The organism is Vibrio aestuarianus, from assembly GCF_012395185.1.
Taxonomy (GTDB): Bacteria; Pseudomonadota; Gammaproteobacteria; order Enterobacterales; family Vibrionaceae; genus Vibrio; species Vibrio aestuarianus.
In genome coordinates, this window is the sequence record NZ_JAAZTU010000009.1 from 44767 (window position 1) to 68222 (window position 23456).

Sequence of the window (23456 nt, forward strand, 5' to 3'; positions counted from 1 at the left end):
AGGTAGTAGACAGTGGCAGATGATAAGCAAACAACCGACCTAGCCGTGAGTGGTGGTTCTGAACATGCATTAATGGCTGGTTCAGATTTAGATCTAGATACACAGAACCCAGATTTAGAAGAGAAGAGCTCTTCTAAATCGGATTTTGCAATGGGTGATTTAGACTTACTGCGTCAAGTAGTGCTTGTCTTGTCGATCTCCATCTGCGTTGCTCTCATTGTGATGCTGTTTTTCTGGGTTAAAGAGCCAGAAATGCGCCCACTCGGTGCGTATGAAACAGAAGAACTTATCCCTGTTCTAGACTACCTTGATCAGCAGAAACTCGACTACAAGCTCGATGGCAATACCATTTTAGTACCTTCCAGTGAATACAACAGTTTAAAACTGAATATGGTTCGCGCGGGCTTAAATCAAAACAAACAAGCGGGCGATGAAATTCTCATGCAAGACATGGGGTTTGGTGTTTCGCAACGTCTTGAGCAAGAGCGACTCAAACTCAGTCGTGAGCGACAACTTGCTAAAGCCATTGAAGAGATGAAACAAGTCAATAAAGCCCGAGTGTTATTGGCTTTACCAAAACAAAGTGTATTTGTTCGTCACAACCAAGAAGCCTCTGCCTCAGTGTTTCTTACCTTACGTACTGGCGCAAACCTCAAACAAGAAGAAGTCGACTCTATTGTCGATATGGTGGCCAGTGCCGTACCGGCAATGAAACCAAATCGCATTACCGTGACCGATCAACACGGTCGCTTGCTCAGTTCTGGTTCTCAAGACCCAATTTCATCAGCACGTCGTAAAGAACAAGAGCTTGAACGCAAACAAGAGCAAGCGTTACGAGACAAAATTGACTCCGTACTTATTCCTATTCTTGGTCTTGGTAATTATACCGCGCAAGTGGATATCCAATTAGACTTTAGCGCCGTTGAGCAAACCCGTAAGCGTTTTGACCCGAATACGCCTGCAACGCGCAGTGAGTACACTTTAGAAGATTACAACAATGGTAACGTGGTTGCCGGTGTTCCAGGAGCCTTGAGTAACCAACCCCCTGCCGATGCTTCTATCCCGCAAGATGTCGCACAAATGAAAGATGGCTCTTTGCTTGGGCAAGGTTCGGTTCATAAGGAAGCCACGCGCAATTTTGAATTGGATACCACCATTAGCCATGAACGAAAACAGTCCGGTGTGGTTGATCGCCAAACGGTAGCGGTTGCGATTAAGAACCGTTCTTCTGTCAATCCAGAAACCGGTGAAGTGACTTATACGCCACTTAGTGAGGGCGAAATTAATGCAATTCGTCAGGTGTTGGTTGGTACGGTAGGATTTAATGAAAATCGTGGTGATTTACTTAATGTCCTGAGCATGCAGTTTGCTGAACCTGAAATTGAAACCATTGCCGATGTACCCATTTGGGAGCATCCGAACTTTAATGACTGGATTCGTTGGTTCGCCAGTGCGTTGGTTATTGTGGTCGTGATTCTTGTTTTAGTTCGACCTGCGTTGAAAAAACTGCTTAATCCTGCTGCGGATGACGATGACCCAATGTATGGGCCTGATGGCTTACCAATTGGTGCCAACGGTGAGACAAGCCTTATTGGTAGCGATATTGATGGTGGCGATCTATTCGAGTTTGGTTCAGGGATTGATTTACCAAACTTACATAAAGATGAAGACGTGCTGAAAGCGGTGCGTGCTCTTGTAGCGAATGAACCGGAACTTGCGGCTCAAGTAGTGAAGAATTGGATGCAAAATGCCTAACGAAATCATAGCTAAAGACCAAAGTGGTGGAGAAGTGACAGAATCGACCGTTGATATTTCAGCGATTTCCGGTGATGAAAAAGCGGCTATTTTGCTGTTGAGTTTAAACGAAGAAGATGCAGCGGGAATCATTCGCCATCTTGAGCCAAAACAGGTTCAACGTGTGGGTAGTGCCATGGCTAAAGCTAAGGAGCTTAGCCAAGAGAAGGTCGGTGCAGTTCATCGCGCTTTCCTTGAAGACATCCAAAAATACACCAACATCGGTATGGGCAGCGAAGACTTTATGCGTAATGCGCTTGTCGCTGCGCTAGGTGCTGATAAAGCCAATAACCTTGTTGACCAAATTCTATTAGGGACTGGATCGAAAGGCTTAGACTCTTTGAAATGGATGGACCCACGCCAAGTGGCGAGCATTATTGTCAACGAGCACCCGCAAATTCAGACCATTGTCTTATCTTACTTAGAGCCAGATCAATCCGCAGAGATCTTGGCGCAGTTTGCAGAGCGAGACCGCTTGGATCTCTTGATGCGTATTGCCAACCTTGAAGAAGTTCAACCATCGGCACTGGCTGAATTGAACGAAATCATGGAGAAACAATTTGCAGGTCAAGCTGGTGCTCAAGCGGCGAAAATTGGTGGCTTGAAAGCTGCTGCTGACATCATGAACTACCTTGATAACAATATTGAAGGTATTCTCATGGATCAAATGCGTGAGCAAGACGAAGATATGGCTACTCAAATTGAAGACCTCATGTTTGTGTTTGAGAACTTGGTTGAAGTGGATGACCAAGGTATTCAGAAATTGCTGCGTGATGTACCACAAGATATCCTACAGAAAGCACTTAAAGGTGCTGACGATGCACTACGTGAAAAAGTCTTCAAAAACATGTCGAAGCGTGCTGCTGATATGATGAAAGATGACATTGAAGCCATGCCGCCAATCAAAGTTTCTGATGTTGAAACCGCACAGAAAGAAATTCTGGCCATTGCTCGTCGTATGGCTGACAACGGTGAAATTATGTTGTCTGGTGGTGCTGACGAATTCTTATAATCCATCCTTTACTGAATAATAGGTAGCATGATGTCTGGAGAAAGAAAGCGCGGATTTTTACGTTTAGATACAGACGCTAATGTAGAGCAACCCAAAAAATGGGGGCTGCCAGACTACGGTGCTGAGGCGAATAAAAAAGCCAAAGAAACCGCGCTGAACTATGACCCAGGTTGGATGCCTAGCTTTGACGAACCTGAAGTAGAAGAACCATTACAACTGACCGAAGAAGAGATCGAACAGATCAAGCGAGGTGCTTATCAAGATGGTCTGCATCAAGGTCAGGAAGCGGGTTTTAAGCAAGGTTACGAAAAAGGAAAAGAAGAAGGGTTAGCGGCTGGGCATGAAGAAGGACTAGCGCAAGGCAAGGAAGAAGGGATTGCTGAAGGGCAATCTTTTATTGAACAACAAGTTGAAGTATTTGTTGGCTTAGCAAATCAATTTGCTCAACCTCTTGAATTGATGAACGCCCAAGTCGAAAAACAGTTGGTTGATATGGTATTGACGTTAGTTAAAGAGGTCGTCCATGTTGAAGTCCAAACTAATCCTCAAGTCATTCTTGATACGGTGAAATCTTCCGTTGAAGCACTCCCTGTTTCAGGCCATGCCATTACCTTAAAGCTGCACCCTGAAGACGTTGAAATCATTCGTTCGGCTTATGGTGAGAAAGAACTTGATTTTCGCAATTGGACGCTGGTCGGTGAACCTGCATTGAATCGTGCTGATGTGCAAATTGAAGCGGGTGAGTCGAGCGTCAACTACCGAATGGAAGATCGCATTCGCAGTGTACTGAAAAGTTTCTGTGGCACCAATCGTCATCAACAAGGTGAACACTAGTGTTAGCGCTTGCTGAACGTCTCAGTCAATACAAGACTGAAGGGTTAACCTGTAGGCCGATTGCGTCTGGAAAATTAGTGCGTGTCGTTGGGCTAACGCTTGAAGCCACAGGGTGTAAAGCACCGATTGGTAGCTTGTGTACGGTTGAAACGATGTCTGGTGAAATGGAAGCGGAAGTGGTTGGCTTTTCAGGAGACAATCTATATTTGATGCCAAGCGAGCAGATCACCGGTGTTTTACCGGGTGCTAAAGTAACGCCGCTTACTGGTGATACGGGTTTGCCTGTTGGAATGGAATTACTCGGTCGTGTGATTGATGGCGTGGGTAATCCTCTTGATGGCCTTGGCCCTATCTATACCGAAAAGCGAGCCTCATTTAATGCTGAACCCATTAACCCTCTAGCGCGTAAGCCGATCACAGAGCCACTTGATGTGGGACTTAAAGCGATTAATGGTTTACTAACGGTTGGTAAGGGGCAGCGTATTGGTCTGTTTGCCGGCTCTGGTGTCGGTAAATCGGTTACTTTGGGCATGATGACGCGAGGCACTACCGCGCAAGTGGTCGTGGTCGGTTTGATTGGTGAGCGTGGTCGAGAAGTTAAAGAATTTATCGAAGAGATTTTAGGTCTTGATGGGCGTCAACGTTCTGTTGTAGTTGCAGCGCCTGCTGACTCATCGCCGTTAATGCGACTTAAAGGTTGTCAAACAGCCCTGGCTATTGCCGAATATTTTCGTGACCAAGGTTTAGATGTTTTACTGCTAATGGACTCCCTGACTCGTTTCGCGCAAGCGCAGCGTGAAATTGCCTTATCGGTAGGTGAACCACCTGCAACTAAAGGTTATCCGCCTTCTGTGTTTGCGAAACTACCCGCGCTTGTTGAGCGCGCTGGTAATGGTGGGCCTACACAAGGTTCCATTACCGCATTTTTCACTGTTTTAACCGAAGGTGATGATTTACAAGATCCGATAGCCGATGCCTCTCGTGCTATTCTCGATGGTCACATAGTCTTGTCGCGTGAGATGGCTGATGCTGGGCATTACCCTGCCATTGATGTTGAAAAATCAGTTAGCCGTGTTATGCCACAGATTACAACTGACGAGCACATGCTAATGTCTAAAGCAGTGCGTCAAATACTCTCTATTTGTCGTAAAAATCAAGACTTGGTTTCGATTGGAGCTTACAAACCAGGGACCGATCCTGCTATCGATAGCGCTTTCACTCTCAAACCCAAACTTGATGAATACTTACAGCAAGGTATGAAGGATTCAGTGCCTTATGATATGTGCGTTAATATGCTTAAGCATGTGTTGCAGGTTGGGTAATAGTGAATGGATAACGCATTAGAATTTTTGTTAGAACAAGCGAAAGACAAAGAAGAAAAAGCGGCCATGGCGCTTAGTAAATCGCGCAGTGAATTGGATAGTTACTACAAACAACTATCGCAGATTGAGCAATATCGCCTCGATTATTGCCAGCAGTTAGTTGATCGCGGTATGTCTGGACTTAGTGCAAGTGAATATGGTCATTTGAATCGGTTTCTTACTCAGTTAGATGAAACATTATCCAAGCAAAGAGATGCGGAACAGCACTTCAAAACACAAGTTGAGAACTGCCAAGATCATTGGCTGGAAGTGAGAAAGCAACGACGCTCTTACGAGTGGCTGATAGATAAAAAGCAGACTGAAGCACAACGTTTGCAGGAAAAGCGTGAGCAGAAACAAATGGATGAATTTTCAACATTATTGTTTAGCCGTAAGCGTTCTAACAACAACCCATTTTAACTGCCTCATTCATTCTCACATTGGCGCATTTCTTGCTTTGTTTTACTCCACTATCGGTGAAAAATGAATGAGAGGTTCGTTATCAACCTCTCATTGATTCACTTCATTCTCTGTTTCTAGTGCGAGCATCATGGATATGAATGTAAATATTACAACACCATCCGATACATCAAAAATAGCTAGTGTCAGCAAAGCAAGTACGGATTCTGCTAGTGAAGGATCTGAATCGAAAGGCTTTTTCGAAAAGCTTACTGCGATCATTACGGGTTCCGATGCAAAAGAAGCGGCAGAGGCTAAATCTACTGAAGTTAAAGCGAGCATACCCGTTGAGGTGGAAGCTGCCATTGATACTGAAGACGAGACAGAAGTTGCCCCGCTAGATTCAAAGAATGCAAATGTAGAACAAGCGGCAGGTAAAAGTAGCGATGCTTTATTAGCTCAAAAACTTGATGGTGAAGAGCTAAGTGAAGAGGCTGAAATTGCACTCGGAGCAGATAAACACTCCAAATCAAAATTGTCATCAGAGTCTGATGACGTTGCAATACAACAAAAAACAGCGCAAGTGATGAGTGATGGTGATGAAATTTTAGGTCGCCTCAACAGTGCAAATCAAGCTCTTACTGATGCGAACGGCAAAACTTTGCCACAAGAAAAAAGTCAACCACTTGAGGGGGCTAAAATCCAAATAGCCGATAGTATCGACCCTAAAATGGTGGCAGTTATTCCATCCTCTCCACTCAATGAAAATATGCATGCTAACAGCGTGATAAATGATGTTCAGCTCAGCCAGGCTGATAATCTTCAGCTTCAACAGGGTGAGCCTAAAGCAGACATTCCAGCGTCAGTCCAAAAATTCATTCAACAGCCAACCTCTGAACTCGCGCCGATAGAACAAGAATTATCACAGCGGGTACCTTTGACTGCGAGGGGAGAAGAGGAAGCGCAAAGCTATGAAGCTTCAGAGCAACATGCTATTGGTGCGCAGGCATTGATAGCCGCCTCTGCAGTTGATACTCAACAAGTGGTTCAACCTCAATCAGCAGTGACTCCTACTAATGTCTTAGAAGTACAAGGCGAAACGGTTATTGCAAGTGATGCTGTACTGGCGGCAGCCATTCCTTGGGCTGGCGCAGCGGCGATAGAAGGGCAAGTTATCCCACTCGACGGTAGCGATAGTGCTGCTACATTAAAAGGCAAAAGTCAGGCGACCCCAGTAGCGAATTCGGTTCATCAAGCCTTAGTTCAGCAGCAGTCACAAACAATGCAAGCGTCAGTTGCGGCTGATAAAGCCGCATTGGCGAACTCAACACTTTCGGCTGCAGGAAGTGATGTCACTAACGCGCAGGTGCAGCAAATGATTAACACTATGCCTATGCAGACAGCAATCACACCAGAGCAACCTATAAGTCAGGCTGCACTGAAGGCGGCGTTAGGTGCAAAAGCGCTTGCCGGGCTTGGCGACAGTGGAACAGCCCAAGAGCACAAAGATAGCTCGCTTGCTCATCAAATATCGACTGCAGCAGGCCAGCAAGGCATCACGTCAGCGCAAAATCGTCCTGAGAACTTGCAGCAAGCAGCGCCTCAACCTCCTTTGCATCTCAATAAAGAGATGGCGAGTGATCAAATGGCAGAGCGTGTGCAAATGATGATGTCGAAAAATTTAAAGCATGTTGATATTCGTCTTGATCCACCTGAGCTAGGCCGTTTGCAAATTCGCATGAATATGAATGGTGATGGCGCGACGGTGCACTTCACTGTCGCTAACCATCAAGCTCGTGATGCGATAGAACAATCTATGCCGCGACTGCGAGAAATGCTTGCCCAGCAAGGAGTGCAATTGGGTGATACTTCGGTACAACAGCAAAATGCTGGACAGCAGCAGTCACGCTATGCATCAAGTGGTGATGGCCAACCTGGTCAATTATCACGCAATGAAAACTATTTGGGCGAAGAAAACCTTGATACGGACGTCAAACTTGATTTGAATGTCGCATCAAAGCGTGATGGAATCAGTTATTACGCTTAAACTAAATTAAAAATAACGACATAGAGAATATTATGGCTGATGAAGAGTTACAAACGGATGCTCCTAAAGGGAAGAAAAAGCTGCTCATTATCATTATTGCGGTCGTTGTATTATTGTTAGGCGGTGGTGGCGCGGCTTTCTTTTTAATGGGAAGTGATGATGGTGCTACAAGTAGTGAAGAAGCATCGACGCAAGTGGTTTTACCGGTCGATCCTGTGGCCTATGTTAATATCCCTCAACCGTTCGTGTTTAATGTTACCGGCGATAAAAGAGACCGCTTAGTTCAAATTAAAGTACAACTGATGGTCAGAGGATCAGAAAACGAAAATCTAGCTCGTTATCATTCACCATTGGTTGAGAGTTCACTGTTAGCAACGTTTGCTTCCGCTACGGTTGAGCAGCTTCGCAGTGCAACTGGTCGGGTTGAACTTAGAGATAAAGCAACTGATGATATTAAATCGGCGTTGACGAAAGCGGTTGGACAACCTGTTATCGAGAAAGTGTTATTTACCGATTTTGTAATTCAATAGGTGAAGCGTGACTGACTTATTAAGCCAAGACGAAATTGATGCGCTACTGCATGGCGTAGATACGGTTGATGAAGTTGAAGAAGAATTAGATCCCTCAGAAAACAGTGCGATCAATTTTGACTTCTCTTCTCAGGACCGTATCGTTCGTGGGCGAATGCCGACGCTAGAGCTGATCAATGAGCGCTTTGCGCGTCACATGCGTATTAGTTTATTTAACATGCTGCGTAAAACGGCCGAAGTATCAATCAACGGCGTACAGATGATGAAATTTGGTGAATACCAAAATACTCTTTATGTACCAACCAGCTTGAATATGGTGCGTTTTCGTCCTCTTAAAGGAACGGCATTGGTCACAATGGAAGCACGTTTAGTGTTTATCTTGGTGGAGAACTTCTTTGGTGGTGATGGGCGTTTCCACGCTCGTATTGAAGGGCGTGAATTTACACCAACAGAACGCCGTGTTATCCAACTGCTGTTGAAAATTGTATTCGGTGATTACAAAGAAGCGTGGTCGCCTGTAATGGGTGTTGAGTTTGAATACTTAGACTCTGAAGTGAACCCAAGCATGGCGAACATTGTGAGCCCAACAGAAGTCATCGTCGTTAGCTCATTCCATATTGAAGTTGATGGGGGAGGCGGCGATTTCCACGTGGTTATGCCATATTCAATGGTAGAGCCTATTCGCGAATTGCTCGATGCTGGTGTCCAGTCCGATAAAATGGAAACGGATGTTCGCTGGAGTTCAGCTTTGCGCGAAGAAATTATGGATGTTCCGGTTAATTTCAGAGTGAACTTGTTAGAACAAGACATCTCATTGCGAGATCTCATGGATCTACAAGTGGGTGATATCATACCGATTAAAATGCCTAAACATGCCACTATGTTTGTGGAAGAACTTCCTACTTACCGCGTGAAGATGGGGCGTTCTGGGGAGAAAATGGCGGTCCAAGTATCAGAGAAAATTAAACGTCCTGATGTAGTGAAAACCGACCTTGCCTTTTTAGGTAAAGACATCATGTCTGAATTTGAAGATGATGATGGCGAACAAGACAACGAAGAATTATAAAATAGGTAACGAAGATGGAACCAAGTGACGACCAAAAACTGGCGGATGAATGGGCTGCAGCCCTTGGTGAAGACCCGTCTGCACCGAATATTGATGTTGATGAAATTCTTGCCGCGCCCCTTGATGAACTCAAAGATACGTCGCCACCGATCACTGAAGATGAGCGCCGTAAACTAGACACTATCATGGATATTCCCGTGACCATTTCGATGGAGGTCGGGCGTTCGAAAATCAGTATCCGTAACTTACTGCAATTGAACCAAGGCTCTGTTGTTGAACTTGATCGAATTGCCGGTGAGTCGTTAGATGTGATGGTTAACGGTACCTTGATTGCGCACGGAGAAGTGGTGGTCGTGAACGATAAATTTGGTATTCGTTTAACGGATGTGATCAGCCAAACTGAGCGTATTAAAAAGTTGCGTTAAACCTATGCTGTTCATCGACAAAGAAGTGTTCTGATGAAGAAACTTACCAGTTTATTACTGTTCTCTGGCCAAGCGATGGCCGCCGCTAGTGAGCAATTAGATTTAGCGACCACCTTAGGGTCGCTTTTGTTCGTTATCGCTTTAATCTTCTTTTTAGCTTGGGTGCTAAAACGCATGCGGGTTCCTACTTTTGGCAACCAAAAAGGACTGAGCATTGTGCGCCAGCTTCCGCTTGGCACCAAAGAGCGTATCGTTATTGTCCAAGCTGGTGAAGAACAATTCTTAGTCGGTGTCACGACACAGTCCATTCAACTGATCGCGAAATTAGATACTCCACTGAAACAGGAGGAGCTAGAGGCCAGTCCTTTTGCCAGTCAACTGACTCAGCTATTGAATAAAAATGATAAGAAATAATCGCATAACCTTTTCAGGTTTATCTTCTCATCCGATGCATCTGTTTATTTTGATGATGACGTTGCTGTTTGCTCCAATCGCATTTTCACAGCAAGAACTAGCAACGCCAATTCCAAATACGGCTGCTGGTGCTGAGAGTATGACCGTCACCGCGATGAGCCGAGACAGCGGTGCTTCTCAAACTACCGCGTCTGGTTTTAGTGGTGGCGGTGGAATCCCCGCATTCACTGTGACTACCAACGCCAATGGTGGCGAAGATTATTCGATTAACCTACAGATATTAGCGTTGATGACCATGCTGGGCTTTTTGCCTGCCATGGTTATTTTAATGACATCCTTTACGCGCATCGTGATTGTGATGTCGATTTTACGTCAAGCGATGGGTTTGCAACAAACTCCGTCTAACCAAGTGATCATCGGCATTGCCATTTTCTTAACCTTTTTTATTATGTCTCCGGTGATTAATCAGATAAACGAACAAGCGGTACAGCCCTATCTCAACGAGCAGATAACAGCGCGGCAAGCGTTTGATACGGCGCAAGGGCCAATTAAAGCCTTTATGCTTAAACAAACACGGGTTAAAGACTTAGAAACCTTTGTCGAAATTTCAGGCTCTCAAGCTAATAATCCTGAAGATGTATCGATGGCGGTGCTGATCCCCGCTTTTATCACTTCTGAGCTGAAAACCGCGTTCCAAATTGGTTTTATGCTATTTTTGCCATTTTTGATCATCGACTTAGTAGTGGCATCTGTGCTGATGGCAATGGGTATGATGATGCTCTCGCCGATGATTGTTTCTCTACCTTTTAAACTGATGCTGTTTGTGCTGGTGGATGGATGGAATCTCATTCTTTCCACCCTTGCCGGCAGTTTTGCTTTGTAGCGGGAGGACGTATGACTCCTGAAATATTTGTCGAACTGTTCAGATCTGCATTGTGGATGGTGCTTATCATGGTATGCGCCATCATCATTCCAAGTTTGTTGATAGGTTTAGTGGTTGCTATTTTTCAGGCGGCCACTTCAATCAACGAACAAACGTTGAGTTTTCTACCACGTTTAATTGTGACGTTGCTAGCCCTAATGCTTTTCGCACACTGGATGACACAAATGCTGATGGAATTCTTTTTTTCCATCATTGAACGGCTACCACAGGTACTGTACTAGGAGCTTGAATGGAGTATCCAACAAGCGTCATTTTAGAATGGATTGCCAATTATTTTTGGCCATACACCCGTATTTCGGCCATGTTAATGGTAATGACGGTGACTGGGGCACGTTTTGTTTCAACTCGTATTCGCTTGTATTTGGGGTTGGCAATCACTTTCGCGGTTATGCCCGCGATTCCGGCTGTTCCTGAAAACATTCAACTGCTTTCATTTCAAGGTTTTCTTACTACTCTCGAACAAATCATTATTGGTGTGGCGATGGGGATGGTCACACAATTTCTCATTCAAACCTTCGTCATGCTTGGTCAAATATTGGGTATGCAGGCGAGCTTAGGTTTCGCTTCGATGGTTGACCTGCTAATGGTCAAAATACGCCACTGCTTGGCCAATTGTTTATGTTTTTGGCTACCATGTTCTTTTTGGCCACCGATGGCCATTTGAAGATGATTCAGTTATTGGTCTTTAGCTTTAAAACATTGCCGATCGGTAGTGGTTCATTGACTACGGTTGATTTTCGAGAAATAGCGTTATGGTTAGGCACGATGTTTAAAGTGGCTTTGAGTATGTCGTTGTCAGGTATTATTGCATTATTGACGGTCAACTTATCCTTCGGGGTGATGACTCGTGCGGCACCTCAACTGAATATATTCTCGCTCGGTTTTGCTTTTGCCTTGTTGGTCGGTTTATTGCTGTGTTGGTATATTTTGGGCGGCCTGTATAGTCATTATGAACTATTCTGGTTAGAAGGTGAGCAGCAAGTTTGCCGCCTTATTCGTATGAACTGTTAGGAGGCGCGTTTGGCAGAGTCAGACGGTCAAGAACGTACCGAAGACGCCACGCCCAAACGGTTGGACGAGGCGCGAAAGAAAGGGCAGGTTGCAAGGTCTAAAGAATTAGCCTCTGTATCAGTATTGGTGATGGGGGCGATATCGTTAATGTGGTTTGGAGAATCACTGGCGAGAGCGTTGTATTCGTCAATGGGGCGCATTTTTAGTTTGAGCCGCGAAGAGGTATTTGATACTGGCAAACTATTTGATATTGCGCTCGGCTCACTCTCCTCGTTGTTATTGCCCTTAATTTTGATCTTAGTGACGCTTTTTATTGCTGCATTAATTGGCGCTGCTGGAGTGGGTGGCATTAATTTCTCGGCCGAAGCGGCAATGCCTAAGCCGTCAAAAATGAACCCCTTGAGCGGCATTAAAAGAATGTTTGGTTTGCAAAGTTGGGTTGAACTGTTTAAGTCCATCCTTAAAGTCTTGCTTGTTTCTGGGGTGGCGTTTTATTTAATTGAGGCTTCCAAAGAAGATTTATTCCAATTGAGCACGGATGTTTACCCACAAAATATTTTCCATGCGTTGGATATTTTACTCAACTTTGTGCTGCTTATCAGTTGTTCACTACTGGTGGTGGTGGCAATAGATATTCCATTTCAGATTTGGCAGCATGCTGATCAGTTGAAAATGACGAAGCAAGAGGTTAAAGACGAATACAAAGATACCGAAGGTAAGCCAGAAGTTAAGGGGCGTATTCGAATGCTGCAACGTGAGGCAGCACAGCGCCGCATGATGGCTGATGTTCCACAAGCCGATGTTATTATCACCAACCCAGAGCACTTTTCGGTTGCTTTGCGTTATAAACAAGATAAAGACAAAGCACCTATCGTAGTAGCTAAGGGTGTTGATCACATGGCAATGAAAATTCGCGAAGTGGCACGTGAGCATGATATTTACATCATCCCAGCGCCACCACTGGCTCGGGCGTTGTATCACACCACTGAGTTAGAGCAAGAGATCCCCGATGGGTTGTTCGTTGCTGTAGCTCAAGTGCTGGCCTATGTTTTTCAGCTTAAGCAGTACCGTAAGCGCGGGGGACAAAGGCCTAAACTGGAAGAGCAGAATATGCCGATACCCCCAGATTTACGCCATTAATTTTAATTGGATAAACATTTGAGACATTAGCGTGCCGTTGTATTCATCCGTCGCGAAAAATGCCACATCATAGCATGTGGCATTTTCAGTTGTGATGGTGTTATTTGTCCGGTATGGATAGCAAAACGAGTACCGCACCAGCACCACCAAATTCTAGGGGCGCTTGATGAAATGCCATCACGTCGGGATGCTGAGCCAACCAAAGCGGCACTTTTTGTTTTAGAATATGCTTACCAATACCGTGCTGAACGCAAGCACAGTGGACACTTTCTTTTACACAATAAGCAATCATAGCACCGAGTTCACGTTTTGCTTCTTGCTGTGTCATGCCATGCATGTCTAAGAAAACGTCCGGTACATAGACGCCACGCCTTAACCGCTTCACTTCGTATTTAGAGACGTCATCACGTGCATAACGTGTCGGTCCGTCTTCACTGAGTAAAGGCATAAACTCATCAGAGAAATAAAATTCTGTATCGCTAGCTTCACGCGCTACACGGCGGATTTCTTTTTGTTTGGGGTTTCTGTTTGGCTGCTGGATTATGGTATCCTGTCGCAACTTTTTGACGCCCTGTACTGCATCCCGGAACAAGTCGAAATCGTCATCGTGTTCGGTGTCTTTTTGGCTCATTGGGTCTGGTCATTTTCTAACTGATCGAAATTGGCAGTATTGTAGCGCTTTTTGGAGGCAATTTTGGATAAGATTTTTGTAGATGAGGCGGTTTCTGAACTTCACACGCTTCAAGATATGATTCGCTGGACTGTGAGTCGCTTTAACGCTGCCAACTTATTTTATGGTCATGGCACAGATAACGCGTGGGATGAAGCGGTGCAGTTAATCTTGCCAACGCTCTATCTTCCGATTGATGTTCCTCCCCACGTATTGAATTCTCGCTTAACCAGCAGTGAACGTCTGCGCATCGTTGAACGTGTAATCAAGCGTATTAATGAACGTACACCAACTGCTTACTTAACCAATAAAGCGTGGTTCTGTGGGTTAGAGTTTTATGTTGATGAGCGCGTATTAGTACCACGTTCACCAATTGGCGAGCTTATCGAAGCACAATTTCAACCTTGGCTGATCGAAGAGCCAGTGCGCATTATGGACTTGTGTACGGGCAGCGGCTGTATTGCGATTGCTTGTGCTCATGCTTTCCCGGAAGCTGAAGTGGATGCGGTTGATATTTCAGTCGATGCGCTGCAAGTTGCTGAGCAAAATATTCAGGATCACGGAATGGAGCAGCAAGTATTCCCAATTCGTTCTGATTTATTGCGTGATCTACCTAAAGAAAAATATAACTTGATCGTATCCAATCCACCTTATGTGGACCAAGAAGATATGAGCAACTTACCGAAAGAATTCACCCATGAGCCTGAACTTGGTTTGGCGGCGGGTACTGACGGTTTAAAATTAGTTCGTCGTATTTTAGCAAATGCACCGGATTACCTGACAGATGACGGTATTTTGATCTGTGAAGTGGGCAATTCGATGGTCCATATGATGGAACAATATCCAAATATTCCATTTACTTGGATCGAGTTTGCCAACGGTGGTCATGGCGTATTTATGCTGACTCGTCAGCAGTTGCTCGATTGTGCTGACGAATTCTCGCTGTACATCGATTAAATAGCGCTCAATGCTTTAAATAGAACGCCAGCTGACATGCTGGCGTTTTTTATGGACTGAAAATGCAATTGGCTTATTTTGGGGCTTTACATCATTTCGTAATAAAGCGACTATGAAAACACGAACAATTGAATGAATCGGTGCTGCTCACCCAGCCTTAGGCTAGGTATGAGAGGTATCAATATTGAGGAAGTAATGGCAGGAAACAGTATCGGACAACATTTTCGAGTGATGACATTCGGAGAAAGTCACGGTATCGCACTAGGATGTATCGTCGACGGATGCCCTCCAGGGTTGGAAATTACAGAAGCTGACTTACAGAAAGACCTAGATCGTCGCCGTCCGGGCACATCTCGTTATACCACGCAACGTCGTGAACCTGATGAAGTCAAAATTCTCTCGGGTGTATTTGAGGGTAAAACCACAGGTACATCGATTGGTCTGTTGATTGAAAATACCGACCAACGTTCAAAAGATTACTCTGAAATTAAAGATAAATTTCGCCCAGGCCATGCCGATTACACCTACCATCAGAAATATGGTATCCGTGATTATCGTGGTGGTGGTCGATCTTCTGCGCGTGAAACGGCCATGCGTGTTGCGGCAGGGGCTATTGCTAAAAAATATCTTAAACAACAATTCGGTGTTGAAGTCCGTGCCTATCTGTCACAGATGGGTGATGTATCGATTGATAAAGTCGATTGGGATGAAATCGAAAATAACGCTTTTTTCTGTCCTGATGTCGACAAAGTCGATGCCTTTGACCAACTTATCCGTGACTTGAAAAAGGAAGGGGATTCTATTGGTGCTAAGCTGCAAGTTGTTGCAACGAATGTGCCTGTTGGTCTTGGTGAGCCAGTATTTGATCGCCTAGATGCAGATATTGCTCATGCATTAATGAGTATTAATGCGGTGAAAGGGGTAGAAATTGGTGATGGTTTTGACGTTGTGCAGCAAAAAGGCAGCCAACATCGTGACCCTCTGACTCCGCAAGGTTTTGCGAGTAACCACGCTGGTGGTATTTTGGGCGGTATTTCGACTGGTCAAGAGATTGTGGCTAATATTGCACTCAAACCAACCTCAAGCATTACCGTGCCGGGCGATACTATTACCCGCGCTGGAGAGTCGACGCAACTGATTACCAAAGGCCGCCATGATCCGTGTGTTGGGATCCGAGCAGTGCCGATTGCTGAAGCAATGCTTGCCATCGTTTTAATGGATCATTTACTGCGTCATCGCGGTCAAAACTTTGGTGTGCAAACCGAAACACCTAAAATCTAAAATGCCCGGTTAAAATGCACAAATGCCCTCAATATGAGGGCATTTGTTTATCTAAAATTAATGGATTTGGCTTTCTGTATCGAGCTGGAAAGAGGGTAAGCGCCACTTAAAACGAACCGCGGCCATACGCAGTACATAACCAACCACTAGGGTAATGATGGTACTGGTCACATCATTCACGCCAAATTCCAGTAACGTCAAATACAGTCCAGATGCGACAAGCGATACAGATGCATACAACTCTTCATGCAGAACTAGCGGTGTTTGACGACAGATAAGGTCACGCAGTAACCCGCCAAACACACCGGTTACTAACGCCGCTACCATACAAATCATCGCATGATGACCCATGCTCATTGCCACTTTGGTGCCGATAATACTAAACACAATCAACCCTAATGCATCTAAGCGAATAAATAGGCCTTTTAGCTTGATGACCCATTTTGCAAGCCCGGTCGTTAAGACACCCGCTAAACAAGTAATGGCTAAAAACTCGGGGTTTTTAACCCAACCTAGTGGATAATGTCCGAGTAAAATATCTCTTACAGTACCCCCACCAATCGCGGTAGCGCTGGCCACTAACATCACACCAAACCAATCCATTTTACGGCGACCTGCACTCAATGCTCCGGTCATCGCTTCGGCGGTAATTCCAATAATATATAAAACGCTGAGCAACATACGTGTGATACCCCGGCAAACGTAAATAGCACCCATATTGCATATGGGGATGAAAATGAAGGCGCAAGTGTAGTGGGAAATGCTACAGCTGACGAATGAGTTTTTATAACGAGAAACCGTTTGCTCGATAAATAAAACTAATCACATGCAAGGCGAAACCAGCACATTGATGCGGGTTAGGCTTTACCTAAAAGTGAAAAAACGCGAGAATGTGCAGCGAAAATTATTTGATACTTAAATTCACTATGACCCACCACTATTCAGACCTTATCTCTATCTTCAACCTGACTTTTTTTGAGCCGTTTAATACGCGTTTAGAACTAGGTGGTGATGAGCCTATTTATCTTCCTGCTGATGAGCATACCGATTACCACCGTATTATTTTTGCTCATGGTTTCTTTGCGTCCGCATTACATGAGATAGCACATTGGTGTGTCGCCGGGCCAAAACGTCGCTTATTGGAAGACTTCGGTTATTGGTATGAGCCAGATGGTCGCACCGCGCAAGTTCAAGCTGAGTTTGAAAAAGTGGAAATTCGTCCACAAGCGTATGAATGGATTTTGTCTGTGAGTGCAGGCTTTCCTTTTAGTGTCAGTTGTGACAACCTACACGGCGATTTTGAGCCTGATCGCATCGTGTTTATGACTAAAGTACACCAAGAAGTGATGTCGATTTTGCCGCTCGGCTTACCACCGCGAGTAAAAATGTTGTCTGATGCATTGCGTGCTTTTTATGGTACGCCAGAGTTAACTTCAGAACTTTTTATCGTCAAATAACTCGCCAAATAACAAGATAAAAATAGAGAGAAATGAGAAGGTTATGATTATTGAATTTGAAGAAAAATTGCTAGAAATGATTGATGTACGTATTGCAACGGCATCGGATGATGAATTATTTGCTGGCGGTTATTTACGTGGTCATATTTCTCTTTCTGCGGCTTCTTGCGAAGAGGAAGGTATCGATGATGTTACGATTTTCAAAGCACGTATAGAACAGAGCCTAGAACAAGCTCGTTCTGAATTGAGCCCTGCTGACCGTGTAATTGTGTTTGATCTGTGGACAGAGCTACATAACCAAGCGTAACGCCTCACTGCGCTATGAGGCGTTTTACTGGTGTCTTGTATGATGGCTATTCGGTAATCGCCTTTCCTTTTCTCAGCTTTCTTACCCACATGCGACTTGGGTGAAGCATTTCTAGAACGTCAACCGGTAAAGGCAGAGGATCGCCACTTATCTGTGAAGCTAATAATTCAGCCATCAGCGGCGCAGAACTCAGCCCACGAGAACCTAAACCTAACAAGCAATACAAATTAGGGTATTGAGCGACAGGCTCGACATCTTGCTTGCTTTGATTATGCAGCTGTTGATAATTAGTTTTAATTTGTTCAAAGTCTCCCACCGCGCCGACAAAGGGAAGATGATCTCGGCTGACACAACGAACCCCTTGGCGAGCTTGATTGCCTGATGTATCGACATCCTTCGGCCAGTTTTGGTTTGCAATGCAATTTATTAAACGCTGACCATTTTCTTGTTGCGCGATTGGGTCAAACATTTGATTAATTTGGCTTCGGTCATAGCTCGCCCCGATACAATGCTGTTGATTAAGCGGGTTGTGTGGTGTCATATAGCCGTCATAGCACAATACGCTGCTGAGTTTTTGCAAGTTATCCGTGGTAGGAATATGGCTGACTTGTCCTTTCACTTTGCCTAATGGTACATAACGAGTTTGGTCGAACTGGTCGAATTGATGACCATTAGCAATAATGATGGATTGATGATGCTTTTCTATGCCATTGATACTTAATATCCACTGTTGCTGTGTTTCATCCCAACGTAATTTTTCCACTCGGTGATTAAAGTAGGCGTTAAAGGAATCGTTTTTTTCTAAAGTCTCAATTAGCCCTTGAGTAAGCTGAGCAGGGCATAGCCATCCACCTAATGGGTAGTAAATACTTTCCATTGTATTAGGCAGTCCGATATTGAGTTCAGTTTGTTGTGGATTACAGTGGTGCATCAGTTGTGAGTTAAAGCTCCCATCAAGCATGGCGTTTTGCTTTTTGGTTGATTTTTCATCCCACATGAGCTGAGTGACACCGCACCAGTCGTGATCAAATGCGGTTTGTGTAGCCATCTGCTCAACAAATTGTCGAGCGAATAAAAAAGCCGGAGCAAAGACACGAGAAACTCCAGAGTGGTTGCCATTAAGCAGTGGGTATATTGCCCCTTGACGATTTCCTGATGCTCCTTGAGCAGGCTTTTCGTCTGCACAATACAAGCTGACATTAATACCGCGGCGAGTGAGCGTTTTTGCTAAGGTGGCACTGGCAATTCCGCCACCAATGATCGCTACGTCGGTTACATGGTTTGATGACGTGGTTGCAAACCAAGGTTTGATGTTGCTATAAGGCTGCTTACTGTCCAGTTTGCCGGCGATCATCTCTCGTTTAGTACCAAAACCTTTGACTTTTTGCATGGCAAAACCGGCATCAATTAGCCCTCGGCGTACAAAGCCTGCTGCGGTAAAGGTAGCACAAGTGCAATCTTGCTTGGCGAGCTTAGCCATGCCATCAAATAGGGTTTGATTCCACATTTCTGGGTTTTTGCTCGGTGCAAAACCATCTAAAAACCAAGCGTCAATTAAGCCATGTTCAGGGGTCGGAACTTGGGGCATGCAATCTTTGATATCACCAAACCAAAGATCAAGGGTGACCGCACCATCATCCAAAACAATACGATGACATTCAGGGACTGCAATCGGATAGTGTGCATGAAGTTTTCTTGCATATTCAGCTAATTCTGGCCAAGCTTGGTGGGCTTTTATTAAGTCTTGTTGGTTGAGCGGATACTTTTCGAAACTGATAAAATGCAGTGTTTGCAAAGTGGCGTCTGGGTTTTGCTGTTTAAATGCATCAAACCATTGCCAAACAGCAAGAAAGTTTAAGCCTGTACCAAAACCAGTTTCTGCTATCACAAAACGTTTTTGGTCATAGGTATGCCATCTTTGAGGGAGATGATTCTGTTTAAGAAACACGTAACGTGTCTCTTCGAGACCATTTACGTTAGAGAAATAGACATCATCAAATTGGTCAGAAACAGGCGTACCAGCTTCATTCCAACCGAGTTCTGCGTTGGTAATGGTAGTCATAATGTTTGAATTCTGTGAAATCAGGCGATATATAGGGTTAGATTGTACGAATTTCTGGGAAAGCTGACCACTTTTGTTATCCTTCTTAGTTATCATCTAGCGGAATTTTGAATTATAGGAATGTCACATGAAACGAGTCGTAATCACCGGTATGGGTATTGTTTCAAGTATCGGTAACAACGTCGAAGAAGTTTTAGCGTCTTTAAAAGCAGGAAAGTCGGGTATCACAGCTTCTGAGCAGTTCAAAGAGAACGGTTTGCGCTCTCAAGTTTGGGGTAACCTAAAAATGAACCCTGCCGACCATATCGATCGCAAACAAATGCGCTTTATGGGTGATGCGGCAGCGTTTGCATACCTATCGATGGAACAAGCGATTGCTGATTCTGGCCTAGCACCAGAGCAAGTCTCTAACGATCGTACTGGCATTGTCGCTGGTTCAGGCGGCGCTTCGTCTTATAACCAAGTGATTGCTGTTGATACATTACGCACAAAAGGCGTGAAGCGTGTTGGCCCTTATATGGTTCCACGTACTATGTCTTCAACTGTGTCTGCATGTCTTGCAACGCCGTTTAAAATCCGTGGCGTAAACTACACCATGAGCTCAGCGTGTGCGACTTCTGCACACTGTATTGGTCATGCGATGGAGCTTATCCAACTAGGTAAGCAAGATGTTGTATTTGCTGGTGGTGGTGAAGAGCTAGATTGGTCACTGACCATGATGTTTGATGCCATGGGTGCACTCTCTACTAAATACAATGAAACACCAGAGAAAGCATCACGTACTTACGATGCTGATCGTGATGGTTTCGTCATTTCAGGTGGCGGCGGTATGGTTGTTGTCGAAGAACTTGAGCATGCTTTGGCTCGCGGCGCAAAAATCTACGGTGAAATTGTTGGTTACGGTGCGACATCCGATGGCTACGACATGGTTGCTCCATCAGGTGAAGGCGCAGTACGTTGTATGAAGATGGCAATGCAAAGCGTAGAAAGTGTTGATTATGTGAATACTCACGGTACTTCAACCCCGGTTGGTGATGTGAAAGAGCTAGGTGCAATCCAAGAAGTCTTTGGTGGTAACAGCCCTGCAATTTCTGCAACTAAAGCGATGACAGGTCACGCATTAGGCGCGGCGGGCGTACACGAAGCTATCTATTCCACTTTAATGCTTCACCATGGCTTTATCGCACCGAGCATCAATATTGATAATCTAGATGCAGCGGCAGAAGGTCTTGATATTGTTACTGAAGGTCGCGAGCAGGAATTGACTACTGTAATGTCGAATAGCTTTGGTTTTGGTGGTACTAACGCAACATTAGTCATCAAAAAATACCAAGCCTAATCACATCAGGTATTCAGTACCTTACGTGTGATAGGTTTCAGGTTTCCAGAGCGGATCAGCCTAGCTGATCCACAGACGCAGACTTTGTCCCCTGGAGAGCGGGACAAGATCCTTTTGTTCTGGATGTTTGCCCGGTTTCCAATAGGAGCCGGGCATTTTTATTGAAAGCGGGATTTCTTCTCGACAGCTAGTGCGCTTTTCTGCACAATCCCTTCAATTTCCAATAATGTGAACTCCGCTATGAAAATCCTTATTGATGAAAACATGCCTTACGCTGAAGCGCTGTTTAGCCAGCTTGGTGAGGTGGTGTTGAAACCGGGTAGAACCTTAACGGCTGATGATCTGATTGATGTTGATGCGTTAATGATTCGTTCTGTGACGAAAGTGAACCATGCACTACTCACTAAGGCAAACAAACTTAAGTTTGTCGGAACAGCTACGGCTGGTATGGATCACGTTGATCAGCCACTATTGGCTGAAAAAGGCATCTTTTTTACCGCCGCCCCGGGTTGTAATAAGGTCGGGGTCGCAGAATATGTATTCAGTGTTTTGATGGTGTTAGCGCAGCAACACGGTTTTTCTGCTTTAGATAAAACCGTCGGTATTATTGGCGCGGGCCAAGTGGGTAGTTACCTCGCTGATTGTTTAACTGGCATTGGTATCAAAGTATTGATCAATGATCCACCTAAGCAAGCACAAGGTGATAGCCGTCAATTTACTCATCTTGATGTGTTATTAGAGCAGGCGGATGTTATAACCCTTCATACGCCAATCACGACAGAAGGTGAATGGCCAACCCATCATCTAATCAATGCACAACGTTTAACGGCACTGCGAAGTGATCAAATTTTGATTAATGCCGCACGGGGGCCGGTTGTTGATAATCAAGCACTAAAAGAAAGGTTATTGGAAAAAGACGGCTTTACTGCAGCGTTAGATGTTTTTGAATTTGAGCCTCAAGTTGACATGGAGTTGCTGCCGTTACTCGCTTTTGCTACGCCACATGTGGCTGGCTACGGCTTAGAGGGCAAAGCGCGCGGAACTACGATGATTTTTAATAGTTTTTGCGAATACCTCGACAATGAACATTGTGCCAATGCAAGCAGTTTATTACCGGCAGCCCCTATTCCTGAGTTGTATTTAGAACGTGAGTGGGATGAAGCCACCCTGCATAGCCTGACACAATTAATTTATGATGTGCGTAAAGATGATGCTGTATTTCGTCGCGAAATTAGTACCCCAGGCGCTTTTGATCATATGCGTAAAGTGTATTGGGATAGAAGAGAGTACAGCGCGATAACCATTAAAGGGAGTGAGTCATGTAACCTCGCTCCATTAGCCAAATTAGGTTTTAAAACAGAGGTAACAAATGAGCCAAGAATTTAATATCGCCATCTTTGGCGCAACCGGCGCTGTTGGCGAAACCATGCTAGAAGTATTAAATGAGCGTAATTTCCCAGTCGGCGAGCTGTATTTGCTTGCCAGTGAACGCAGTGAAGGTAAAGCCTATCGCTTTAACGGCAAAACGGTACAAGTGCAAAATGTAGAAGATTTCGATTGGTCATTAGCTCACATCGCGCTGTTTTCAGCCGGTGGTGAACTTTCCGCGAAATGGGCTCCTATCGCGGCTGAAGAAGGCGTAGTGGTGATCGACAATACCTCTCACTTCCGTTATGAATACGACATTCCATTGGTTGTGCCTGAAGTTAACCCAGAGGCGATTGCTGATTTTCGTAATCGTAACATCATTGCTAACCCAAACTGTTCGACTATCCAAATGTTGGTCGCGCTTAAACCGATCCATGATGCGGTGGGCATTGAGCGTATTAATGTTTCGACTTACCAATCAGTTTCTGGTGCAGGAAAGTCAGGTATTGATGAGCTAGCTGGTCAAACAGCAAGACTTCTCAACGGTATGCCTGCAGAAGCTGAAGCGTTCAGCCAGCAAATTGCTTTTAACTGTATTCCACAAATTGATCAGTTTATGGATAACGGATACACCAAAGAAGAAATGAAGATGGTGTGGGAAACACAAAAAATCTTTAATGACTCAACTATCATGGTTAACCCGACTTGTGTTCGTGTGCCGGTATTTTATGGTCATGCTGAATCATTACATATCGAAACCCGTGCCCCTATCGATGCTGAGCAGGTAGTTGAATTGCTTGAACAAACGGCCGGAATTACGGTTTTCCAAGGTACAGATTTCCCAACTCAAGTTCGTGACGCTGGCGGTAAAGATGACGTATTGGTTGGACGTATCCGTAATGATATCAGCCACCACAGTGGGATTAATATGTGGGTAGTTGCTGACAACGTTCGTAAAGGTGCAGCAACGAACGCAGTGCAAATTGCAGAAGTACTGATTCGTGACTACTTCTAATACCATATGTGGTATTAGTTGCGA

The 23456-nt window shown here is 44.8% G+C and carries 23 protein-coding genes and 1 pseudogene; 21 read left to right on the forward strand and 3 right to left on the reverse strand.

Translation table 11 applies throughout. From position 1 onward, the window contains the following. Positions 1 to 12: 12 nt before the first annotated feature. From fliF to flhB, 14 genes and pseudogenes are all read left to right on the forward strand, one after another. On the forward strand, positions 13 to 1755 hold the full coding sequence (fliF, locus tag HGG78_RS06040; RefSeq protein ID WP_053311859.1) for a flagellar basal-body MS-ring/collar protein FliF: 1743 nt from the start codon (positions 13 to 15) through the stop codon (positions 1753 to 1755). After that, a complete protein-coding gene (gene fliG / locus HGG78_RS06045; protein WP_053311858.1) occupies positions 1748 to 2806 on the forward strand; it encodes a flagellar motor switch protein FliG in 1059 nt (352 codons plus the stop codon). The genes fliF and fliG overlap by 8 nt, the downstream gene beginning before the upstream one ends. Positions 2807 to 2836: 30 nt before the next feature. Further along, positions 2837 to 3640, forward strand: coding sequence for a flagellar assembly protein FliH (gene fliH, locus HGG78_RS06050; RefSeq protein ID WP_053311857.1), 804 nt, complete (start codon positions 2837 to 2839; stop codon positions 3638 to 3640). Continuing rightward, positions 3640 to 4962 carry a flagellar protein export ATPase FliI gene (gene fliI, locus HGG78_RS06055; protein ID WP_053311856.1) on the forward strand — a complete coding sequence of 441 codons (1323 nt, stop codon included), beginning with the start codon at positions 3640 to 3642 and terminating at the stop codon, positions 4960 to 4962. The genes fliH and fliI overlap by 1 nt, the downstream gene beginning before the upstream one ends. 6 nt (positions 4963 to 4968) lie before the next feature. After that, complete coding sequence (fliJ, locus tag HGG78_RS06060; RefSeq protein ID WP_053311855.1) at positions 4969 to 5421, forward strand: flagellar export protein FliJ; 453 nt, start codon at positions 4969 to 4971, stop codon at positions 5419 to 5421. Positions 5422 to 5551: 130 nt separating this feature from the next. After that, complete coding sequence (locus tag HGG78_RS06065) at positions 5552 to 7447, forward strand: flagellar hook-length control protein FliK (RefSeq protein ID WP_172532324.1); 1896 nt, start codon at positions 5552 to 5554, stop codon at positions 7445 to 7447. 32 nt (positions 7448 to 7479) lie between these two features. After that, positions 7480 to 7977, forward strand: coding sequence for a flagellar basal body-associated protein FliL (gene fliL / locus HGG78_RS06070; RefSeq protein ID WP_172532325.1), 498 nt, complete (start codon positions 7480 to 7482; stop codon positions 7975 to 7977). Between the two features lie 7 nt (positions 7978 to 7984). Beyond that, positions 7985 to 9043, forward strand: a complete 1059-nt coding sequence (gene fliM, locus HGG78_RS06075; protein WP_168780575.1) for a flagellar motor switch protein FliM — start codon at positions 7985 to 7987, stop codon at positions 9041 to 9043. 14 nt (positions 9044 to 9057) lie between these two features. After that, a complete protein-coding gene (gene fliN, locus HGG78_RS06080) occupies positions 9058 to 9468 on the forward strand; it encodes a flagellar motor switch protein FliN (protein WP_053311852.1) in 411 nt (136 codons plus the stop codon). 33 nt (positions 9469 to 9501) lie between these two features. Continuing rightward, positions 9502 to 9882, forward strand: coding sequence for a flagellar biosynthetic protein FliO (fliO, locus tag HGG78_RS06085; protein ID WP_053311851.1), 381 nt, complete (start codon positions 9502 to 9504; stop codon positions 9880 to 9882). A 34-nt stretch (positions 9883 to 9916) separates the two neighbouring features. After that, a complete protein-coding gene (fliP, locus tag HGG78_RS06090; RefSeq protein ID WP_171375476.1) occupies positions 9917 to 10765 on the forward strand; it encodes a flagellar type III secretion system pore protein FliP in 849 nt (282 codons plus the stop codon). A gap of 11 nt (positions 10766 to 10776) precedes the next feature. Continuing rightward, positions 10777 to 11046 (forward strand): flagellar biosynthesis protein FliQ, encoded by a 270-nt coding sequence (fliQ, locus tag HGG78_RS06095; protein WP_053311849.1) that lies wholly within the window; start codon positions 10777 to 10779, stop codon positions 11044 to 11046. An 8-nt stretch (positions 11047 to 11054) separates the two neighbouring features. Beyond that, positions 11055 to 11836: pseudogene (fliR, locus tag HGG78_RS06100) on the forward strand (flagellar biosynthetic protein FliR). A gap of 9 nt (positions 11837 to 11845) precedes the next feature. Next, positions 11846 to 12976, forward strand: coding sequence for a flagellar biosynthesis protein FlhB (gene flhB / locus HGG78_RS06105; protein WP_053311847.1), 1131 nt, complete (start codon positions 11846 to 11848; stop codon positions 12974 to 12976). Between the two features lie 100 nt (positions 12977 to 13076). On the opposite strand, the gene smrB is transcribed toward flhB, so the two are convergent. Next, the gene (gene smrB / locus HGG78_RS06110) at positions 13077 to 13607 is read right to left on the reverse strand and encodes an endonuclease SmrB (RefSeq protein WP_172532326.1); all 531 of its coding nucleotides are present in this window, start codon (positions 13605 to 13607) and stop codon (positions 13077 to 13079) included. A gap of 63 nt (positions 13608 to 13670) precedes the next feature. Between smrB and prmB the strand changes: the two genes are divergently transcribed. Together prmB and aroC are read left to right on the forward strand one after the other, a co-directional pair. Continuing rightward, positions 13671 to 14603, forward strand: a complete 933-nt coding sequence (prmB, locus tag HGG78_RS06115; RefSeq protein ID WP_053311845.1) for a 50S ribosomal protein L3 N(5)-glutamine methyltransferase — start codon at positions 13671 to 13673, stop codon at positions 14601 to 14603. 195 nt (positions 14604 to 14798) lie between these two features. Further along, positions 14799 to 15884: a chorismate synthase gene (gene aroC / locus HGG78_RS06120; protein WP_172532368.1), complete on the forward strand. Its 1086-nt coding sequence runs from the start codon at positions 14799 to 14801 to the stop codon at positions 15882 to 15884. Positions 15885 to 15941: 57 nt separating this feature from the next. Here the strand turns inward: aroC and HGG78_RS06125 are convergent, their stop codons facing one another. After that, positions 15942 to 16565, reverse strand: coding sequence for a trimeric intracellular cation channel family protein (locus tag HGG78_RS06125; RefSeq protein ID WP_053311843.1), 624 nt, complete (start codon positions 16563 to 16565; stop codon positions 15942 to 15944). 245 nt (positions 16566 to 16810) lie between these two features. Between HGG78_RS06125 and HGG78_RS06130 the strand changes: the two genes are divergently transcribed. Continuing rightward, the gene (locus tag HGG78_RS06130; RefSeq protein WP_172532327.1) at positions 16811 to 17341 is read left to right on the forward strand and encodes an elongation factor P hydroxylase; all 531 of its coding nucleotides are present in this window, start codon (positions 16811 to 16813) and stop codon (positions 17339 to 17341) included. Positions 17342 to 17384: 43 nt separating this feature from the next. Continuing rightward, a complete protein-coding gene (locus tag HGG78_RS06135; protein WP_053311841.1) occupies positions 17385 to 17648 on the forward strand; it encodes a YfcL family protein in 264 nt (87 codons plus the stop codon). A 46-nt stretch (positions 17649 to 17694) separates the two neighbouring features. Here HGG78_RS06135 and mnmC read toward each other — a convergent pair whose 3' ends face one another. Next, entirely contained in the window at positions 17695 to 19710 is a 2016-nt protein-coding gene (mnmC, locus tag HGG78_RS06140) for a bifunctional tRNA (5-methylaminomethyl-2-thiouridine)(34)-methyltransferase MnmC2/FAD-dependent 5-carboxymethylaminomethyl-2-thiouridine(34) oxidoreductase MnmC1 (RefSeq protein WP_172532328.1), read from the reverse strand. Positions 19711 to 19837: 127 nt separating this feature from the next. Between mnmC and fabB the strand changes: the two genes are divergently transcribed. From fabB to HGG78_RS06155, 3 genes are all read left to right on the forward strand, one after another. Next, positions 19838 to 21049: a beta-ketoacyl-ACP synthase I gene (fabB, locus tag HGG78_RS06145; RefSeq protein WP_053311839.1), complete on the forward strand. Its 1212-nt coding sequence runs from the start codon at positions 19838 to 19840 to the stop codon at positions 21047 to 21049. A gap of 240 nt (positions 21050 to 21289) precedes the next feature. Next, complete coding sequence (locus HGG78_RS06150; protein ID WP_172532329.1) at positions 21290 to 22435, forward strand: 4-phosphoerythronate dehydrogenase; 1146 nt, start codon at positions 21290 to 21292, stop codon at positions 22433 to 22435. Then, positions 22419 to 23432, forward strand: coding sequence for an aspartate-semialdehyde dehydrogenase (locus HGG78_RS06155; RefSeq protein WP_172532330.1), 1014 nt, complete (start codon positions 22419 to 22421; stop codon positions 23430 to 23432). The genes HGG78_RS06150 and HGG78_RS06155 overlap by 17 nt, the downstream gene beginning before the upstream one ends. Positions 23433 to 23456: the final 24 nt, after the last annotated feature.

Coding starts and splice junctions, on each gene's coding strand:
- HGG78_RS06135 (WP_053311841.1), top strand. CDS start 17,385: ATGATTATTGAATTTGAAGAAAAATTGCTAGAAATGATTGATGTACGT.
- HGG78_RS06065 (WP_172532324.1), top strand. CDS start 5,552: ATGGATATGAATGTAAATATTACAACACCATCCGATACATCAAAAATA.
- HGG78_RS06130 (WP_172532327.1), top strand. CDS start 16,811: ATGACCCACCACTATTCAGACCTTATCTCTATCTTCAACCTGACTTTT.
- fliO (WP_053311851.1), top strand. CDS start 9,502: ATGAAGAAACTTACCAGTTTATTACTGTTCTCTGGCCAAGCGATGGCC.
- smrB (WP_172532326.1), bottom strand. CDS start 13,607: ATGAGCCAAAAAGACACCGAACACGATGACGATTTCGACTTGTTCCGG.
- fliG (WP_053311858.1), top strand. CDS start 1,748: ATGCCTAACGAAATCATAGCTAAAGACCAAAGTGGTGGAGAAGTGACA.
- fliQ (WP_053311849.1), top strand. CDS start 10,777: ATGACTCCTGAAATATTTGTCGAACTGTTCAGATCTGCATTGTGGATG.
- HGG78_RS06150 (WP_172532329.1), top strand. CDS start 21,290: ATGAAAATCCTTATTGATGAAAACATGCCTTACGCTGAAGCGCTGTTT.
- fliJ (WP_053311855.1), top strand. CDS start 4,969: ATGGATAACGCATTAGAATTTTTGTTAGAACAAGCGAAAGACAAAGAA.
- fliP (WP_171375476.1), top strand. CDS start 9,917: ATGCATCTGTTTATTTTGATGATGACGTTGCTGTTTGCTCCAATCGCA.
- HGG78_RS06155 (WP_172532330.1), top strand. CDS start 22,419: ATGAGCCAAGAATTTAATATCGCCATCTTTGGCGCAACCGGCGCTGTT.
- aroC (WP_172532368.1), top strand. CDS start 14,799: ATGGCAGGAAACAGTATCGGACAACATTTTCGAGTGATGACATTCGGA.
- fliH (WP_053311857.1), top strand. CDS start 2,837: ATGTCTGGAGAAAGAAAGCGCGGATTTTTACGTTTAGATACAGACGCT.
- fliN (WP_053311852.1), top strand. CDS start 9,058: ATGGAACCAAGTGACGACCAAAAACTGGCGGATGAATGGGCTGCAGCC.
- fabB (WP_053311839.1), top strand. CDS start 19,838: ATGAAACGAGTCGTAATCACCGGTATGGGTATTGTTTCAAGTATCGGT.
- mnmC (WP_172532328.1), bottom strand. CDS start 19,710: ATGACTACCATTACCAACGCAGAACTCGGTTGGAATGAAGCTGGTACG.
- HGG78_RS06125 (WP_053311843.1), bottom strand. CDS start 16,565: ATGTTGCTCAGCGTTTTATATATTATTGGAATTACCGCCGAAGCGATG.
- fliL (WP_172532325.1), top strand. CDS start 7,480: ATGGCTGATGAAGAGTTACAAACGGATGCTCCTAAAGGGAAGAAAAAG.